This window comes from Sphingomonas sp. R-74633, from assembly GCF_013416555.1.
GTDB lineage: Bacteria > Pseudomonadota > Alphaproteobacteria > Sphingomonadales > Sphingomonadaceae > Sphingomonas.
This window is the reverse complement of the sequence record NZ_JACCFG010000002.1, coordinates 411,936-428,360: the sequence shown is the minus strand read 5'-3', so window position 1 is coordinate 428,360 and position 16,425 is coordinate 411,936. Positions and strand designations below refer to the sequence as shown.

Below are 16,425 nucleotides of genomic sequence, written 5' to 3'. Positions count from 1 at the left end.
ATCTCGCCGATGTGATTGGAAAATGGTGCCGGCCACAGTCAACGTCGCCGGCACCGTCGTACGGGACCATTGGCCCCGCGTTCCTTGAGATCGTGCTGCAAACGCGTTGCCAGCCCTTCCCAATCTCGAAGGAAGTTGGGCTAGGTCTCGGGCTCTCGATTTTTGATCGCTTGCGTTCGCGTTCAGGCTTTCACCGGCGGCATGAGCACGATGCCCCGGCCCAGGGGTTCGACCTCGATCTGGTCCAGGCGGTCGAGCAGGTCGGCGAAGATATGGTCATCGTTGATCGGGATGGCATCGCGGAACGAATTCCCCAGCCGCTCAAGATCGGCCTGGGTGAGCAAGCCTATCGCGACGATCTTGCGGTCTGTCATCTGATGCTCCGTTCGGAGCTACAACGCGGGCGAAGCGCGAAAGTGCATAATTGCCGGTGGATAGCGGACAGGAACGCGTTTTGGCCTGGTGAGGCGGGAATGATATGCGAAGGGCCGCCCTTTCGGTGCGGCCCTTCCATTGTCATCCGACGCGGACAGCTCAGACGAGCCGGACCCCCGCGGTGGAGGTCGTGCTCAGAGAATCTGCCGCGCGCGGCGTGTGACAATGAGACATCCGACCACCTCCTTTCCGTTGTTGAACGATAGCTGGGATGTGGGTGTGCGCGTCGTTGGATTCAATGCGCGCAAGCTATTGGCAATGAGGGATTATTGGATTGGCCGGGGCACCTGGGCCTGATGGGCGCGTATGGTCGTGAGGCAGGCGACGATCGCGGCGATGGCGGTGAGGGTCTCGGCGGGGTCTCGGACCTGGATGGTATCGATGCCAGTGCCCTTGGCGGGGGCATCGTTGCCGCCGGCATAGAGGGCGTCGCCTATGAAGATCATCTCGTGGATGGGGATGTGGCTCTCTTGCGAGAGGCGGCGCAGGGCATGGGCCTTGTCAGTGCCCGGGCGGGTCACGTCGATCGAAGTGGTGCCGCCTAGGCGGATCGAAAGATCGGGCAGCAGGTGCTGGAGTTGGGCCTGGAGCGCTGCGCGCTTGGTGCGGTCTGGGTCCCACTTTTCCTTGGCTTCGAGGGGGGCCTGTTGGCCGAGGGCGGAAAAGGTGAATTGGCTGCCGCGGTCCTCGAGGCGCTCGCCCCAAATCTGCGTGGTGGGGAGTGCGGTGCTGGTATCGGCCAGGGCCTGGTCAAAGGCAGCGCGGATCTTCGCCTTGTCGGCATCACTGAAATTGTCGGCATAGATTTGGTGCCAGCCGTCGTCGAAGCGGTAGAGCTTGGTGCCGGTGGTGGGCATCAGCCACAAGCCGCCGAGACGTGCGCCGGGTTCGAGCTTTTCGACTATCTGTCGCTCATATTGGGGCCAGCCGGCGCCCGAGATTACTGCGACATCGGCGACCTGGAGCAACTTGGCCAGCGCGGCCGCCATGTCGGGCGCGATGGACTGCTTGCTCTCGGCAAGTGTGCCATCGAGGTCGAAGGCGACCAGCCGCTTCATTGGATCGGCCGGACCTCAGCCCGTTGGCAGGGCTTCGCCCGCCTGTATTTCGGTGCTCGACAACGGAATGCGCACGGTAAAGCTGCTGCCCTTGCCGGCGCCTTCGCTGGCGACTTCGATCGTCCCCTGGTGCAATCCCACCAGCTGGCGCACCAGCGCCAGACCGATGCCGAGCCCGCCGGTAGCCTTGTCCTGCTGGCCTTCGACCTGGGCGAAGATCTGGAAGATGCGTGCCTGCATCTCCTGCGGAATACCCACGCCATTGTCGCGCACTTCGATCTCGACTTCCTGGTCGATGCTGCGCGCACGAAGGTGAATGGCGCCGCCCGGCGGCGTGTAGCGCGCAGCGTTGTTGAGGAGATTGGCAATGATCTGCGCGACGCGCGTATGATCCACGACCAGGGACACCGGCTCTTCCTGGATGTCGGTGGTGAAGGCATGGCCTGCCGCATCGATATTGGCCTGGCTCGCCTCGATCGCGGAGCGCAGGACGGTCGCGAGATCGATCCGCTCCTTCTTCAGCGAGATCTTGCCTTCTGCAATCCGGGAGACGTCGAGCAAATCGTCCACGAGGCGACGCAGATGTGCGAGCTGGCGTTCCATCCGCTCGCGGATAAAGGGCGCCTGATCGGTGTCGGCGCGCTTCTGGAGAAGGTGCATGCCGGCATGGAGCGCGGCGACCGGATTGCGCAGTTCATGTGCGAGGATGGCGATGAACACATCCTTGCGCCGATCGGCTTCCTTGAGCGCCTGGGTTGCCGTCTCCAGGGCATCGCGCTGGGCCGCGACGATCTGGCGCTGGCGATGCAGGTCGAAGAAGACTTCCGCCTTGCTGCGCAGGATGTCGGCTTCGATCGGCTTCTGGATGAAGTCGACTGCGCCCGCCTCATAGCCGCGAAAGCGGCGCTGCGCGTCGGTGGTGCCTGCCGTCACGAAGATGATGGGGATATGCCGGGTACGCTCATTGCCGCGCATGAACTCGGCCAGCTCGAAACCGTCCATCCCTGGCATCTGCACATCGAGCAGGGCGAGCGCCACATCGTGCTGGAGCAACAGTTCCAGCGCCTCGTCGCCCGAGCGCGCCTTGAGGATATCCAAGTCGTCGCGGCCGAGCAGAGCCTCCAGCGACAGGAGGTTTTCCTGAAGGTCGTCGACGAGAAGGAACTTAACCGACGGGCTGTTCATGCTGCGAGGTCTTTCGTGAGATATTCCGCGATCGCCTCGAGCGTGAGGACACGCGCCGCGGGGCAGGCCGCGATTGCCGCGAGCGGCATGGTATCGGCATAGGCGGTCTCGGGCTCTTCGACGAGCGCGGTGCCTCCGGCATCGCAAATCGCGCGAAGTCCCTGTGCGCCATCTGCATTGGCGCCGGTGAGGATGACGCCCACAAGCGCATCGCCGAACGCATCCGCCGCGCTCTCGAACAATACGTCGATCGAGGGGCGCGAGTGCAGCACCGGTTCGTCGGTGGAGAGCGACAGGCATCCGTCGGTCTCGACGAGAAGGTGGTAGTCGGGCGGCGCGAAATAGATGACGCCGGGCAGCGCCGGCTCCTTGTCCTCGGCTTCACGGACAGCCATCCGGCACTTCGGCTCGAAAAGCGGCGCCAGGATGTTGCTCCGGTCGGCGGGCACATGGACGACGACCAGCACGGGCAGCGGGAAGTCGGCGGGCAGCTCGGGCAGGATCAGCGACAGCGCCTGGATCGCGCCGGCCGATGCGCCGATCACCACTGCGCGGGGCGCGGCGCTCATCCTTCGCGCCTCTGATAGATCTTCTCGGCGCGGACGAAGTCGGTGAAGCCCTCGGCATGGGCCGAGAAGCGCAGATTCTCCTTCGAGCCGAGCCCGAGATAGCCGCCGCGCACCAGGGACTCGCGAAACAGGCCCACCGCCCGGTCCTGCAGCTCGCGATTGAAATAGATGAGCACGTTGCGGCACGAGATGAGGTGCATCTCGGAAAAGACGGCGTCGGTGACCAGGCTATGGTCGGAGAACACCACGCGGTCCCGCAGGCTCTTGTCGAACACCGCCCCGCCATAGCCGGTCGTGTAATAGTCCGAGAGCGAGGACTTGCCGCCGGACAGGCGGTGATTCTCCGTGAAGCCCTTGATCCGGTCGAGCGAATAGATGCCCCGCGAAGCCGTCTCGAGCGCATCCTGGCTGATGTCGGTCGCGTAGAAGATCGTGCGGTCCTCGAGCCCTTCCTCGCGGAACAGGATGACGAAGGAATAGAGTTCCTCGCCGCCGCTGCAGCCTGCGATCCAGATCTTGAGCGAAGGATAGGTCCTGAGGTGCGGGATCACCTTCTCGCGGATCGCCTGGAAATAGGAGGGATCGCGGAACATGTCGCTGACCTGCACCGTCAGATAGCCGAGCAGGCGCGGCAGCATGGCCTCATTGTGGAGCAAGGCCTCCTGCATCGCCGAGAAGCTCGGCAAGCCGAGCTGCTGGCGCGCCTGTTTCAGCCGCCGCCGGATCGAAGCCTGGGCGTAATTGCGAAAGTCATAGTGATAGCGCTGGTGCAGGGCCTCGAGCAGCAGCCGGATCTCGATATCCTCGATCGCATCGGACAAGGGCGGGATCCTCAGCGCGGCATCCAGACACGGACGAGCGAGAGCAGCTTGTCCACATCCAGGGGCTTGGCCATGTAGTCGCTGGCACCGGCTTCGATGCAGCGTTCCTGATCGTCCGGCATAGCCTTTGCGGTGAGGGTGATGATCGGCAGCCGCTTCCAGCGCGCATCCTTGCGGATTGCGCGGGTAGCAGTCAGTCCGTCCATTACCGGCATCATCACGTCCATCAGCACCAGATCGATGGTGGAACTGCTATCGGTGCTCGATTTCTCCAGCGTGTCGATCGCTTCCTGGCCGTTGCGGGCGATTTCGATCGTCACGCCGTGCGGCTCCAGGATGTTGGTCAGCGAATAGACGTTGCGCACATCGTCCTCGACGATGAGGATGCGGCGCCCTTCGAGGATCGCATCGCGGTTGCGTGCGGTCTGGATCATCTGCTGCTGCTCGGGCGGCAGCTCGGTCACGACCTGGTGCAGGAACAGCGTCACTTCGTCGAGCAGGCGCTCGGGCGAGCGTGCACCCTTGATGATGATCGAGTCCGAATAGCGCCGGAGCTGCTGCTCGTCCGCCGGGGACAGGTCATGACCGGTATAGACGATGACCGGCGGGAAGCCGTGCGCCTGGTCGGCATGCAGCGTCTCGAGCAGCGCGAAGCCCGAAGCGTCGGGCAGGCTGAGGTCCAGCACCATGCAGTCGAACGTCTCTGTCTTGAGCCGTTCCAGACATTCTGCTGCGGTGCCGACACTGATCGTCTCGACATCGCCCGAGCTCAGCAATTTGGCGACGGCGTCTCGCTGAACGGGATCGTCCTCGACGATCAGCACTTTGCGCGCACTGCTCGAGAGCTTGGCGGCAAGCCCTTCGAGCACGCCGGCCAGGTCTTCGCGTTTCACCGGCTTGACCAGATAGCCGATCGCACCCAGAGACAAGGCGGTCTTGCTGTGATCGGCGGCCGAGACGACATGGACCGGGATGTGCCTGGTCTCGACGTCGCGCTTCAGGCTGTCCAGCACGGCAAGGCCGGACTGGTCGGGAAGCCCGACATCAAGCACGACTGCGCTCGGTTTGTAGCGCCGCGCCAGCTCGAGCGCTTCCTCCGCGGTACCCGCGACGAGGCACTGGAAACCCATCTCATGGGCAAGGTCGCGCACGATGGCGGCGAAATTGCCGTCGTCCTCGACCACGAGCAGGATGCGCTCGCCGGTGCCGAGCTTGTCGCGGTCGTCTTCGACCCTGCGCTGGCGACGGGTCGGTTTTGCAGGCTTCTCGTCTCTTGCCGCGAGCGCGGGGGTCGCAGCAAGCGGCGAGGGGGCCGGTCCGGACAAGGGCTCGTCGCGCTCCGCGACCAGTGCCGGGTCATAGGCGGTCGGGATGGTGAGGGTGAAGCGGCTGCCCTTGCCGGCGGTGCTGGTCAGCGTGATGGCGCCGCCGAGCAGCCGGGCAAGCTCGCGCGAGATCGAAAGGCCAAGACCGGTCCCGCCATATCGGCGGCTGATCGTGCCATCGGCCTGGCGGAAGGCCTCGAAAATCTCGCGCTGCTGATCCTCGGCGATGCCGATGCCGGTATCCGCGACGCTGAGCGCGATCTGATCCTTGCTGCTCAGGTCGATCTCGAGGGCGACGCTGCCTTGCTCGGTGAATTTGAAGGCGTTGGAGAGCAGGTTCTTGAGGATCTGCTCGAGGCGCTGCCGGTCGGTGTCGATCGCCGCGGGGCAATCGCCGGCGATGCGGATATCGAAGTCGAGGCCGCGCTCGCCGGCGATCGGCATGAAGACCTGGCGCATGTCCGCGGCAAGGCTGTCCAGTGCCACGCTTTCGGAGCGGATCTGCACATGCCCGGCCTCGATCTTGGAAAGATCCAGGATGTCGTTGATCAGCTGGAGCAGGTCGTTGCCCGAGGACTGGATCGTCGTCGCATATTTGACCTGCTCCGCAGTCAGATTCCCCTTCGGATTGTCACCGAGCAGCTTGGAGAGAATGAGCAGCGAATTGAGCGGCGTGCGCAGCTCGTGCGACATGTTGGCGAGGAAATCGGACTTGTAGCGGCTGGCCTGTTCCAGCTCGCGCGCCTTCAGCTCGACAGCCGAATTGGAACGAGTCAGGTCGTCGCGCTGCACTTCCAGCTGCTGGGCTTGTTCCTCGAGCTGCGCATTGGTCTGTTCGAGCTCGACCTGCTGCTGTTCGAGCCGGGCCTGCTGCTCCTTGAGCGCATTGCCCTGTTCCTCGAGCTCCTCGTTCGAGACGCGAAGCTCCTCGGTCTGGACCTGCAGTTCGTCGGACTGGCGCTGGGTTTCCTCGAGCAGGTTCTGGAGTTCGGTGCGCATCTGCGCCGAGCGCAGCGCGACTCCGATCGATTCCGCGGCCAGTTCGAGAAACGTGAGCACATCTGCGCCGACCGGCTGCAGGAAGCCCAGTTCGAGGACGCCCTGGGTCAGGTCATCGGCGATTGCCGGCGCGATCACCAGGTGCCGCGGCTTGTCCCGGCCCAATGCGGAGCCGATGGTGAGATAGCCGTCGGGAATGTCGGAGAGCAGCGTGGCTTCGCGCTGCACTGCAACCTGACCAAGCAGGCCTTCCTTGAGGGCGAAGCCTGCGGCAATGTCGGCGTCCGCCGGTACGCCCAGCGTAGCGATCCGGCGATAGAAGGCGCCGTCGCTGGCGAAGAGCGCGCCACCATTCGCGCCGAGGAACCCGCTCAGGAAGCCGAGGATGTTCTCGCCCAGTTCGTCGGCGGTCTGGTCGCCTAGCATCGCGGCGGACAGGCGGCCCTGGCCGGTCTCCAGCCACCGCTGGCGTTCGCGTGCCTTTGTCGCGCGCCGCAGCAGCTCGCCGATGATCACGGTCAGCGCGATCCCGACCGCGGCCGCGATGAGACCGGTCACCCAGGCGGCCTGATAGGCGTCCGCCATTTCAGCCAGCCGCTCCTGGCGCAACCGGGCCTCTTCCGCCTGCATGAGATCGAGCTGGGCGCGGACCGCGTCCATTTCCACCTTGCCGCGATCGCTGTTGACGATCGCGAGTGCCGCCGCCTCGCCGGAGCTGCGCCTGATGTCGATGGTCTGTTTGAGCTCGGCGAGCTTGGCGTTCACATGGCGCCGAAGCGGATCCATCCGGGCCTGCTGCGTCATGTTGTCGCGGGTCAGCGAGGCGATCGTGTCGAGCTTGCCGGTGATTTGGGCCACCGCCTCATTATAGGGCGCGAGATACTGGTCCCTGCCGGTCAGCAGATAGCCGCGCTGCCCGGTTTCGGCGTCCTGCACGGTCGAGAGGAGATCATCGAGGCCGGCGATCACGTCGTGCGAATGGCGGATCCTGGCATCGTCGTCGCGCAGCACCGTGATGTTGCGGTTGGCCACCGCTCCGGTGACGAGGAAGAACAGGACGACCAGCAAAAGCCCAAGCCCAGTGCCGATGTTCATGCCCGATCGAGGCGCGGCCGCGAACTCGCGGTCGGAAGCTTGCGTCATCGATCCCCTCTCTGCGTTGGCCGGTCGCAGGCTATCCGCGATTTCCCCAGCCAAATCAAAGCCTATCGGCACATTCACCTTTGTGGGCAAATGCGCGAGCAATCGCTCCGCAGGCCAATCGTTCCGGTGCCGTGGGTCAGGCGGATCGCTCCGAGGGGGCGGCGGGGCTTGGTGGCGACCGCGGCGATCCTTTGCGCGGATCGTGGTAGTCTGGGAGGGCAGTCATAAGCCTCGGATTTTCAGCCGGGGCCTTTTCTCGGCTTTGGACGAAGTCTCCGTGATTCCGAATGCGCTGGCACATCGCTGGCGATCGTGGAATCCTAGGATTTGCATGAGCGACGTTGCGAACTTGCCGGACCTGGCGTCGAGGTCTTCAACCGTATCCGGGCTCGACGGAGTTGCAGTCGAAAGCCTCCTGGCCGGTGCGGTGATGCGTGGACAGGACGCGCAAGCATTGCTGCGCAAGGCCGGCATCGACGCGAGAGTCTATGGCGATGCGCGTGCCGCGATCGACGGCCGTTCGGTGTTTCGGTTGGTCCAGCAAATCCAGCTGGCGCTGGACGATGCCTTTATCGGCTTCATGGCCGAGCGTTGCCGGCTCGCGCTCGATATGGAGCGCACGCTTGCCTATCTGCACTGCGAGACCTTCGGCGAGTCGATCCGGGTGAGCATCCGTTTCACCCAGGCGCTGTCCGAGGATATCGGCCCGCAACTGATCGAGGACCGCTGGGGCGCGAAGCATGTCTGCGTCTACCATACGATCGAAGGCGTCGACCGCGACATCTTCGTCTGGTTCCGCTTCATCTGGATCTTCCAGTTCTTCAGCTGGCTGATCGGACGGCCGCTGCGCCTGCGCGGCGTGCAGTTGCGCGGCCCCCGGCCAGTGCAGCCGAACGGGTTCGACCGGTTCGCGGTGTTCGGCTGCCCGATCCACTATGACGCGCCGTTCGACGCGCTGCTCTACGACCGCAGTGACCTGAGCACGCGGCTGCGGCACGGGACGCTTGCCGACGTTCAGGAATATAATGCCAGCATCCCGGACTGGTTCGCCACGCCCACCGGCAACACCACGTGGCGGGCGCGCACCGAGCACGCGCTGGTGGATTTCCAGCGGTCGCGGAACTGGTCGGTACCGATCGAGGCAGTCGCCGAGCGGCTGCGCAGCCGCCCACGCCGGCTGCGCCGCGATCTCTCGCACGAAGGCGAGAGCTTCCAGCAAATCCGGACGCGGCTGCGCGGCGAGTTGGCGGCCGCCTATCTGCTCGTGACCGACTTGCCGATCACCGAAGTGGGCTATCGCGTGGGCTTCAGCGAGCCCGGCAGCTTCTCGCGCAACTTCACCGAATGGGCCGGCCTGACCCCCTCCCAATATCGCGACCGTTACAAGCCCGATGGCGCGCGCCTCGCCGCGGCCTCGATGTTGCTGAGCGAACGCACGGGCGCCTGACTGACACACGCCTGGTCACTTGGGTTAAATTTGGCCGTCAAACCCGTCATCGCCAAGGCTCGCGCTGGCGAGGACGATGCTCCCAACGAAAAAAGACGTGGGGAGGATTGCAGGATGAGGACTCGGAATCTGAGCAGGCGCATGCCGCTCATGGGCGCTTGCGCGCTTGCAGCTTTGCTGTGCGCGGCGGCGCCGGCCTGGGCGCAGAGCACGCCCGGCGCCCAGGATGGCGCTACCGCGGCCAAGGCCCCGCAGGACGAAGCGCAGGCGCCTGCCGCGCAGGACGAGGGACAGATCGTCGTGACCGGATCGAGCATCCGCGGCGTGCCGCCGACGGGCTCGAACCTGATCAGCGTTACGCGCGACGACATCAAGACAATCGGCGCGAACACCACGGCGGATCTGCTCGCGACCGTTCCGCAACTCAACAGCTTCAATACCACGGCGCGTGCCAGCGGCGGCGGAGCGGGCTCGTTTGCGCCTGGCCTGCGCAGCTTGCCGGCCAGCGCGACTCTGCCGCTGATGAACGGGCACCGGCTGGTCGCCTCCAGTACGAAGGAAACCAACCCGGACTTCCCCTTCATTCCCGATCTCGCGATTGAACGCCTCGAGATCGTCGCCGACGGCGCATCGGCGATCTACGGCTCGGATGCAGTCGCCGGCGTGATCAACTTCATCACCCGCAAGCGCGCATCCGGGCTGGAGGCGTCGGTGCGCTACGGCATGGCCGACGACTATCACAACTTCAGCGCAAGTGGCCTGTTCGGCCAGGATTGGGGCAGCGGATCGTTCGTCGCGGCCTATCAATATGCCGAGAACAGCAACATCACCGGCGCCGACCGCGATTTCCGCGTGGTCGATTTTCGGCCCTATGGCGGCGTCGACTCGCGCAGCACGGTCTGTCCCGCGGCGAACGTCGCAGTGAACACCACGGCCTATGCGATCTACTATGCCGCCCCCGGCCTGGCGCCCAACACACGCAATATGTGTGACAACGGTGCGGTTACCGACATTGTCCCGGAAACCCGGCTGCACAGCGGATATCTCACCGCCCATCAGGACCTGAGCGACCGCATCACGCTGTGGGGTGAGCTTCTCTATTCCGACCGCAAGGACACCGTCCAGGCGCCGCCGCCGGCCGGCGCAGGGGCTTCGGGAGGCGTGATCCTCTACAATATCCCCGGCTTCTCGCAGAACCCGTTCTTCCGGACGCCGCCGGGCAGCGGGGCCACGATCGAGTTCGTCCAGTTCCGCACCGACAATCTCTACGGTGCCGACCATATCGACAACAAGTTCCGGGTGCGGGCGGGCAATTCGTCCGCCGGGCTCGACGCCAGGCTGGCGGGGGACTTCAAGCTGAGCGTCTATGGGACGTTCGACTGGGCGCGGAACGACTCATACCTGCCGGCGATCAACCCCACGGCGCTCGACGCAGCGGCATCCGCCTCGACGGTTGCCACCGCGCTAGACCCGTTCGGCAACGGCACTTCGCCGGCGGTCGTCGCCAAGATCCTGGACTATGCCGGGGACCTGACGATCCACCAGCGGACCTATCTCGGCGCGGCCAAGGTCGACGGGACGATCGTCGACTTGCCCGGCGGGCAGCTGAAGGTAGCGGCAGGGACGGAGTATCGGCACGAGGCATTCCGGCAGCGCGGCATCTATGGCGGCAGCCAGGTGCCCGAAACGCTCGATCGCAACGTCAAGTCGGTCTACGGCGAGATCTTCGTGCCGATCTTCGGGGACGGTAATGCCGCGCCGCTGATGCGTAGCCTCGCGCTGTCGCTGTCCGCCCGCTACGATGACTACAGCGACTTTGGATCGACGACCAACCCCAAGGTCGGCGTCAATTGGGAGCCGGTGCACGGCGTGATGCTGCGCGGCACCTATGGCACCTCCTTCCGTGCGCCGGGTCTGCGCGACGTCGCGGCCACGGTCGGCGCCTATTATTTCAACGCAGCCGCGATTGCGGGCAGTGCCTTGCGCGATCCGTCGCGCGGCGCAGCGCAGGTTGATACGGTCGCGCTTTATGGCGGCAATCGCGGTCTGCAGCCGGAAAAGGCCCGGACCTGGTCGGTCGGCGCGGACCTGAAGCCCGCCTTCCTGCCGAACCTGCGGGTGAGCGGGACCTTCTACGACATCCATTATACTGATGTGATCGGCACGCCGGGCGGCAGCATCGCCTTCACCGATCCGACCTTTGCGGCGGTCGTCTTCCGCAACCCCAGCGCGGCCCAGCTTTCGAGCCTCTTGTCGATCGCGGTGCCGGTGAACTTCGCGGCTGGCGCGCTTCCGCCGATCGGAAACCTGCTCGACTTCCGCCAGGGCAATTTCGGCGTCCGCGATACCAACGGCCTGGACTTCGACATCGGCTATCGCACATCCACCAAGTTCGGCGCCGTCTTCGCCGGCCTGGCCGGCAACTACATCCTGAAGTTCGACACGCGGCTTTCGCCGACTTCGGCGGTGTCGAACCAGCTGGACCTCGGCATTCCCAAGGCAACGCTGCGCGGCACGATCGGCGCGCAGGTCGGCCCGGTGACCGGCGTCGGTTTCGTCAACTATCGCCACGGCGTCACCGGCCTCTACGCCACGCCGACCGGGACGGCCCAGTATAGCGCCGGGTCCTACACGACGATCGATCTCCACTTCTCGGTCAAGCTGCCGGACATCGGCTTCGCGAAGGGAACCGAGCTTTCCCTGCTCGTGAACGACCTGCTCGACCAGAAGCCCCCCTTCTTCCCGGCGACGGACGGCGTGGGCGGAAGCTACAATCTCGGCCGCAACGTGTCGGTCGGGCTGCGCAAGACCTTCTGATCGAAAACCACCGTCCGGTGTCGGGGCCCGCGCGCCGCTTCCCGATACCGGACGGCCTCCGCCCCTTTACCGAGTAAGCACGCAGCACATGCAATCCTTCGCACTGACCCTCGACAAGTTCATCGATCATGCGGCGAAATGGCACGGCGCCCGCACCGTCGCCACGGCGTCGCGCGGCGCGATCCAGCAACGCACCGGCTATGCCGAGCTGCGGGCGCGCAGCAACCGGCTTTCCGGCGCCTTGCTTGCGCTTGGGCTCCGTCCCGGCGACCGGGTGGGCACGCTGGCGTGGAACAGCCAGCACCATCTCGAGCTCTATTATGCGACGATGAACGCCGGTCTGGTCTGCCACACGCTGAACCCCCGGCTCACGCCGGCGCATCTGGCGGCGATGATCAACGAGGCGGCGGACCGGGTGCTGGCGATCGCCGGGAGCCTGCTGCCGATGCTCCCCGAACTGCTGCCGCTTTGTGAGGCGATCGAGCGGGTGATCGTCCTTGATGAGAATTCGCCGATCGACAGCGCCTGCGGGATCCCGGTTGACGGACTCGATGCGCTGGTCGAGGCAGAAGGCTGTGCGGTCGCGTGGGGCCGGTTCGACGAGGCCAGCCCCGCCGGCCTGTGCTTTACCTCGGGAACGACGGGGAAGCCCAAGGGCGTCGTGTTCTCCCACCGCTCCAACTATCTCCACACGCTGATGTCGATCCAGCCCGACGCCTATTGCTTGTCGGCGAAGGACACGATCCTGGTCGCCATTCCGATGTTCCATGCCAATGCCTGGGGGTTTCCGTTCTCCGCGCCGGCAGTGGGAGCCAGTCTTGTGCTGCCCGGCCGCGAGCTCGACGGCGCCAGCCTGGCCGCGCTGATCCGCGACGAGCAGGTGACCATCGCCGGCGGCGTGCAGACCGTATGGATCGGCCTGCTCGACCATCTCGATGTTACCGGCGAGGATTTGCCGAGCCTCGAGCGTGTCATCATCGGCGGATCGAAATGCCCCGATGCGCTGATCCGGCGGATGGAAGAGCGGCTCGGCGTCCGCGTCCAGACGACCTGGGGGATGACCGAGATGTCGCCCCTCGGCACGGCCGACTCCCCGCAGTTTCCGCCTGCTGCGGAGCGCTCGTCCGGGCGTCCGCCGATCGGCGTCGATCTGAAGCTCACCGATGCGGCTGGCGTCACGCTCCCCGAGCAGCGCGGGGTGGTCGGCCATCTCAAGGTCAAGGGCCCCGCCATCATCGACCGCTATTTCGGCGCAACCGAGGATGCGCTGGATGCCGAAGGCTATTTCGACACGGGCGATCTCGCGACGATCGACGCCGAAGGCTCGCTCACGATCCGCGGCCGCTCGAAGGACCTGATCAAGTCGGGCGGCGAATGGATCAACCCTGCCGAGATGGAGGCGATCATCGGTCGCGATCCGCGCGTCGGGCAGGTGGCCGTGATCGGCAAGCCGCATCCCAAATGGGGCGAGCGCCCGGTGCTGGTCGTCGAGCTTCGCCACGGGGAGGCCGACGATGCACAGGCGTTCGTCGAGGCGCTGCGGGGCAGGGTTGCCGACTGGTGGCTGCCTGACGAAGTGGTCCGCCTGCCGAGCATGCCGCTGGCGGCGACCGGCAAGATCGACAAGGTGCGGCTGCGCGCCGCTTATGCCGAGGGGGAGCTCGACCGCCATGTCGTTTCCGTCCGCTGACACCGGCCCACAGGCGGCACCGGGCTCCAGCGCCGCAGCGCGCGTCACGCTGGCGATGCTGTGCTTTGTCTATGTGCTCAATTTCCTCGACCGCCAGCTGATCTCGATCCTCGCCAAGCCGATCCAGGACAGTTTGCGGATCAGCGATGGGCAATTGGGGCTGCTGACCGGCTTCTATTTCGCACTCTTCTATTGCCTGATCGCGATCCCGATCGGCTGGCTGGCCGATCGCACGAGCCGCGTCGCCGTGCTGTCGGTCGGCTGCGCGCTGTGGAGCGCGGCAACCGCAGCCTGCGGCCTGGCGGGCAGCTATATGCAACTGGCCGCCGCGCGCATGCTGGTCGGCGTCGGCGAGGCGGGCGGAGTGCCGCCCTCCTATGCGATCATCTCCGACAGTTTCCCGCGCGAGCGGCGCACCACGGCGATGGCGATCTTCAACCTCGGCCCGCCGCTCGGGTCCGCGCTGGGCGTGGCCTTTGGCGCGTCGCTCGCGGCGGCGTTCAACTGGCGACTGCCTTTCTACGTCATCGGCGCGATCGGCGTGGTGACTGCACTTGCCGTCTGCCTGGTCGTCCGGGCGCCGAGCCGCAGGCAGCAGGAAGGCGCCCCCGCCCCGGCAGCGGGTTTCTTCGCGACCATCGCGCAGTTCTTCGGCAATCCGCTCCTGCTCACCGCGTCGCTGGCGAGCGGCGCGGGCAATTTCATCACCTATGGCCTGCTCAACTTCACGGTGCTCTTCCTCATGCGCGAAAAGGGCATGACGATGGGCGAGGTCGCGATTTGGTACGCGCTGGTCGTCGGGATTTGCATGGGCGCCGGCATCTACGCCTCGGGCCGGCTGGTCGACCGGTTCGCGGCGCGCAGCAAGGCTGCCTATGCGACGATTCCCGCGGTTTCGCTGCTGCTCGCCTTGCCCTTCTTTCTGGGCTTCGCCTGGGCACCGGGCTGGCAACTGGCGCTGCTCTTCCTGTGCGTGCCGATGTTCCTGAATTCGTTCTTCCTCTCTGCCACCGTCACCTTCGTGCAGGGCGAAGTGCCGCCCGAGCGGCGGGTGATCTCGGGGGCACTGCTGCTGCTGGTGATGAACCTGATCGGGCTTGGCCTGGGGCCCACCTATGTCGGCATGGCCAGCGACTTCTTCCGCCCGGCCTATGGGCCGCATGCCCTGCAGATGGCCTATTTCGCGCTCGCGCCGATGTACCTGATCGGCGCCGCCTTGTTCCTGTTCCTCGCCCGGCTGATCCGCCGCACCGAACGCCTCCACGAAGGAAGCCTGTCATGAAGACCCTGTCGCGCCTGATGCTAGCCGCCATCGCCCTATCCGCCGCGTTCGCCGGAGCGAGCAGTGCCTCGGCACAGCCGGTCGTGAACGCACCGGCCGGATCGGTGAAGGGACTGCGCGAGGGTGACGCCAATGTATTCCGCGCGATCCCCTATGCGCTGCCGCCTTTGGGCGAGCGCCGCTGGCGCGCACCCGCCCCGATGCCGCGCTGGACAGGCGTGCGCGCCGCGCAGACGATGGGCGTCGCCTGCATGCAGCCACCGATGGCGCCGGGGCCGTATGACCGCGGCAAGGTGGCGATGTCCGAGGATTGCCTGACGCTCGACGTGACCGCGCCGGCGAACGCGCGCAAGGCGCCGGTGATGGTGTGGATCCACGGCGGCACGCTGATCTGGGGATCGGGCCATTCGAAGATGTATGACGGCCGCGAGTTCGCCAAGCGCGGGGTCGTGCTGGTCTCGATCAACTATCGGCTGGGCGTGCTCGGCTACCTCGCACACCCTGAGTTGAGCAAGGAATCCCCCGAGGGCATTTCGGGCAATTATGGCCTGCTCGACCAGATCGAGGCGCTGAAATGGGTGCGCAGGAACATCGCCGCGTTCGGCGGCGATCCGGCCAATGTCACGGTCTTCGGCGAGTCCGCGGGTGCGCTCAGTACCGAATATCTCCTCGCCTCGCCGCGGGCGCGCGGCACCTTCGACCGCGCGATCGTCGAGAGCGGCTATCTCTTCACCATGCCCGAACTGCGCGCCAAGCGCGGCGAGGAGTTCCCCGCCGAAGACATTGGCACCTGGCTGATGGGCAAGCTCGCGGCGCCCGACCTCGCGGCGCTGCGCGCGATGGATGCACAGAAGCTGGTCGAGGCATCCGCCGCGACGGGCTATGTCCCCTATGGCACGATCGACGGGAAGATCCTCAAGCGTCAGCTTGTCGACACCTTTGATCGCGGCGAGCAGGCGCCGGTTCCGCTGATCGCCGGCTTCAACAGCGGCGAGATCCGGACGCTGCGCCATTTGCTGCCGCCGCCATCGGCGAGCGCGGACGCCTATGCCGCCGAAGTCAGGGCGCGGTACGGCGATCTGGCGGATGCCTATCTCCGCCTCTATCCTGCCTCCGGCGACCTCGCCCAGAACGGTCTCGACAGCACGCGTGACGCGGTGTTCGGCTGGACCTCCGAGCGGCTGGTGCGCAAGCAGGCCGCGATCGGGCAACCGGCCTATCTCTATTATTTCAGCCACAGCTATCCGGCCGCCGATGCCGCGGGCCTCACCGGCTTTCACGCCAGTGAAGTGCCGTTCGTGTTCGGCACGATGACCAACACGCCGTCCTTCTGGCCCGCGATCCCGGACACCGCCGCCGAACGGCAGCTCTCCGGCGCGATGCTGGACTATTGGACGAGCTTTGCCCGCAACGGAAAGCCCGTTACGGCAAACGGCCCGGCCTGGAATGCGATCGGCGCCGCGGGCGCCTTCATGCAATTTGCCGACGTGCCGCGCGCGTCCAACGACCTGATGCCGGGCATGTATGCGCTCCACGAGCAGGTCATGTGTCGGCGCCGGGCGGAGGGAAGCCAGTCCTGGACCTGGCGCACGGGCAGCACGGCACCCGTCCTCCCCGCACCGAGCGCCGGCTGCGCGCCGGTGCGGTAACCTGG

At 65.8% G+C, this 16,425-nt stretch carries 11 protein-coding genes; 5 read left to right on the top strand and 6 right to left on the bottom strand.

Features of this window, described 5'->3' with window-relative positions:
- Positions 1-182: 182 nt before the first annotated feature.
- The 6 genes from HZY97_RS08195 to HZY97_RS08170 all read right to left on the bottom strand — a co-directional run bounded on the left by HZY97_RS08195 (position 183) and on the right by HZY97_RS08170 (position 7,487).
- Entirely contained in the window at positions 183-374 is a 192-nt protein-coding gene (locus tag HZY97_RS08195; RefSeq protein ID WP_180142429.1) for a hypothetical protein, read from the bottom strand.
- A 327-nt stretch (positions 375-701) separates the two neighbouring features.
- Entirely contained in the window at positions 702-1,493 is a 792-nt protein-coding gene (locus tag HZY97_RS08190) for an HAD-IIB family hydrolase (protein ID WP_180142427.1), read from the bottom strand.
- Positions 1,494-1,508: 15 nt separating this feature from the next.
- Entirely contained in the window at positions 1,509-2,678 is a 1,170-nt protein-coding gene (locus HZY97_RS08185; protein ID WP_180142425.1) for a hybrid sensor histidine kinase/response regulator, read from the bottom strand.
- Positions 2,675-3,247: a chemotaxis protein CheB gene (locus tag HZY97_RS08180; RefSeq protein ID WP_180142422.1), complete on the bottom strand. Its 573-nt coding sequence runs from the start codon at positions 3,245-3,247 to the stop codon at positions 2,675-2,677. Before HZY97_RS08180 ends, HZY97_RS08185 begins: the two co-directional genes overlap by 4 nt.
- A complete protein-coding gene (locus tag HZY97_RS08175) occupies positions 3,244-4,095 on the bottom strand; it encodes a protein-glutamate O-methyltransferase CheR (RefSeq protein ID WP_373684332.1) in 852 nt (283 codons plus the stop codon). Before HZY97_RS08175 ends, HZY97_RS08180 begins: the two co-directional genes overlap by 4 nt.
- On the bottom strand, positions 4,080-7,487 hold the full coding sequence (locus HZY97_RS08170) for a response regulator (protein ID WP_180143164.1): 3,408 nt from the start codon (positions 7,485-7,487) through the stop codon (positions 4,080-4,082). Before HZY97_RS08170 ends, HZY97_RS08175 begins: the two co-directional genes overlap by 16 nt.
- Before the next feature lie 478 nt (positions 7,488-7,965).
- Here HZY97_RS08170 and HZY97_RS08165 point away from each other — a divergent pair, with 478 nt between their 5' ends.
- The 5 genes from HZY97_RS08165 (at position 7,966) to HZY97_RS08145 (ending at position 16,420) form a co-directional block, all read left to right on the top strand.
- Positions 7,966-8,982 carry an AraC family transcriptional regulator gene (locus tag HZY97_RS08165; protein ID WP_257214984.1) on the top strand — a complete coding sequence of 339 codons (1,017 nt, stop codon included), beginning with the start codon at positions 7,966-7,968 and terminating at the stop codon, positions 8,980-8,982.
- 141 nt (positions 8,983-9,123) lie between these two features.
- Positions 9,124-11,799 (top strand): TonB-dependent siderophore receptor, encoded by a 2,676-nt coding sequence (locus HZY97_RS08160; RefSeq protein WP_257214959.1) that lies wholly within the window; start codon positions 9,124-9,126, stop codon positions 11,797-11,799.
- An 88-nt stretch (positions 11,800-11,887) separates the two neighbouring features.
- A complete protein-coding gene (locus tag HZY97_RS08155) occupies positions 11,888-13,489 on the top strand; it encodes an AMP-binding protein (protein ID WP_180142412.1) in 1,602 nt (533 codons plus the stop codon).
- Positions 13,470-14,771 (top strand): MFS transporter, encoded by a 1,302-nt coding sequence (locus HZY97_RS08150; RefSeq protein ID WP_180142409.1) that lies wholly within the window; start codon positions 13,470-13,472, stop codon positions 14,769-14,771. The genes HZY97_RS08155 and HZY97_RS08150 overlap by 20 nt, the downstream gene beginning before the upstream one ends.
- Positions 14,768-16,420 (top strand): carboxylesterase/lipase family protein, encoded by a 1,653-nt coding sequence (locus HZY97_RS08145; protein ID WP_180142406.1) that lies wholly within the window; start codon positions 14,768-14,770, stop codon positions 16,418-16,420. Before HZY97_RS08150 ends, HZY97_RS08145 begins: the two co-directional genes overlap by 4 nt.
- Positions 16,421-16,425 lie beyond the last annotated feature (5 nt).

What these genes read in the sequence shown, in the direction of transcription:
- HZY97_RS08195 (WP_180142429.1), bottom strand. Translation starts at nt 374, where the DNA reads ATGACAGACCGCAAGATCGTCGCGATAGGCTTGCTCACCCAGGCCGAT.
- HZY97_RS08190 (WP_180142427.1), bottom strand. Translation starts at nt 1,493, where the DNA reads ATGAAGCGGCTGGTCGCCTTCGACCTCGATGGCACACTTGCCGAGAGC.
- HZY97_RS08185 (WP_180142425.1), bottom strand. Translation starts at nt 2,678, where the DNA reads ATGAACAGCCCGTCGGTTAAGTTCCTTCTCGTCGACGACCTTCAGGAA.
- HZY97_RS08180 (WP_180142422.1), bottom strand. Translation starts at nt 3,247, where the DNA reads ATGAGCGCCGCGCCCCGCGCAGTGGTGATCGGCGCATCGGCCGGCGCG.
- HZY97_RS08170 (WP_180143164.1), bottom strand. Translation starts at nt 7,487, where the DNA reads ATGAACATCGGCACTGGGCTTGGGCTTTTGCTGGTCGTCCTGTTCTTC.
- HZY97_RS08165 (WP_257214984.1), top strand. Translation starts at nt 7,966, where the DNA reads ATGCGTGGACAGGACGCGCAAGCATTGCTGCGCAAGGCCGGCATCGAC.
- HZY97_RS08160 (WP_257214959.1), top strand. Translation starts at nt 9,124, where the DNA reads ATGCCGCTCATGGGCGCTTGCGCGCTTGCAGCTTTGCTGTGCGCGGCG.
- HZY97_RS08155 (WP_180142412.1), top strand. Translation starts at nt 11,888, where the DNA reads ATGCAATCCTTCGCACTGACCCTCGACAAGTTCATCGATCATGCGGCG.
- HZY97_RS08150 (WP_180142409.1), top strand. Translation starts at nt 13,470, where the DNA reads ATGTCGTTTCCGTCCGCTGACACCGGCCCACAGGCGGCACCGGGCTCC.
- HZY97_RS08145 (WP_180142406.1), top strand. Translation starts at nt 14,768, where the DNA reads ATGAAGACCCTGTCGCGCCTGATGCTAGCCGCCATCGCCCTATCCGCC.